1 protein-coding gene is annotated in these 1,747 nt (G+C 38.9%); it reads right to left on the reverse strand.

Annotation, left to right across the window (positions count from 1 at the left end; genetic code table 11):
• Positions 1-620: 620 nt before the first annotated feature.
• Positions 621-1,562, reverse strand: coding sequence for a hypothetical protein (locus MNBBLIKP_RS17650; RefSeq protein WP_140420472.1), 942 nt, complete (start codon positions 1,560-1,562; stop codon positions 621-623).
• Between the last annotated feature and the right edge of the window lie 185 nt (positions 1,563-1,747).

Genomic DNA, 1,747 nt, shown 5'->3' on the forward strand with positions numbered 1-1,747 from the left:
GCCGCTGGTTTACGGACGTGTCACCGTAATTCGCCACCGTAATTCGACCGTAATTCGAGATTGTGGGTTTACGGACTTGTCATCTCAGCCCTTTAATCCTCTCCGCAAATAAGTAGTTTGTCCTAGTAAGGATCCTAAAAAACTCCTCACACAATTCCAAAAATAGCCATACGAAAAAGAAATTCGCGATCATTCGAAAAATTCCGAATCGAAATTCTTTTAAGAAATTTAATTCTTCATTTTGAGTCGATATTCCAAGCAAACTCAGAACAACAAGAAATATAGAAGAAATGCAAAATACGTTCAAATTTCCATACAAAAGAAGTGCTATTCTATTGATTCTTTCGGACCTTAATCTGGCCTCTCGATCAGAAGCATCAAAGCGGCCATCGCGCGGACTACTCGAGAGAAATATCATAACCGAATATGAAAAACCAATCAAAATTGAAAAGAGAGTTATTATTGCATTCAATACATCTTTCGAAATACCTCCAATAACAACAACATACAAAAGAGACAAAAATAAATTAGTCGGGATTCCGAATTTTAACATGTATGAACGCAATTCAACCTCATCTCGAAAATGAGACAGATAATTTTCGCGTAATTTTGAAAGGATGTTAAGCATTTTCACCTTTTGAGAGAACATTTTTCTCCAAAATTTCAATCATACCATCCTTCACACAACTTTTTCCCGGATGCCCATCTAGTTCATACATAATTTTCTTAATTTCAAATTTGGTGGCCCGAATCCCTTCCTCCATGAAGTGTAAAACAAATGGTCGTCCATTTAGCTCCGCTACAATCACGCAATCGACTATATCATCATCGTCAAATGAAATTATTTTATCTTGTCTTAATATTTTTGATACTTCTTCTCGAAGTTTCTCAGGATTCTTGTGATTTACAACTAATGCAGTTTTAATAGAAGATTGAGTATGAGATCCTCTTCCAAGTGATTTTAGGACGGTAAGCCGTTCAGAGGTTATAATATTATCACTATTTGCATTTTTCGATGATGATGATACTACAATCCGCACTTCCTTTGGCTGCACATTCTCGAGATTAGCCGCTTCGGATCTAAAACTGTGAGCAGAAATCTCATAATTTCCTGTGAAAATTCGAAAAAGCGAATTCTTCAACGCAGTGTAGCTACCAAATTGCCCTAGATACTGCGTTCCAAGGTAAATTTTTCCATCTGTCGAGAAATATAATAGGAAATAAAACGGTCTTAGACTGATACTTTCCGGTGGAATATAGCCAGCATGCGTATTTTCGTATCCATGACCCCAATAAGCTCCTCTATACTTGCCAAAAAAGGTTCTTTCATCAATTTGGCAGAGCTCGTCAATCGGGACAAGTTTTTTAGTTCGTAAAGAATTACGGACACCTTCATCACTCAAATCAAGAGTAGGAAGAGTCAGTAAACGACTTTTGAACTCTTCTATTTGATAACTATCGAAACCCTCGTAGGTCGCATCGCCGCCATCCTCTGACGGGATCTTGATGTTCAAAAAATGGAATGATGCTGTCACCCGATCCCTTGCACGGATTTTCGACATATTTGGGCCTCTCAGCAATTCGTACAGAATATGATTGCCCAAGGAATCGCCAAATGTAAAGGAATGGTGGCCGGAATTACGGTGGGAATTACGATGCCAGTTTACTAAATACACCAATTATGTGAGATACGTCGCATGGTCCGCGGGTTACGCTTCCACGCCCGTAAACCCCCACCCCCCTCCTT

The organism is Novosphingobium sp. B 225 (assembly GCF_002198665.1).
GTDB lineage: Bacteria > Pseudomonadota > Alphaproteobacteria > Sphingomonadales > Sphingomonadaceae > Novosphingobium.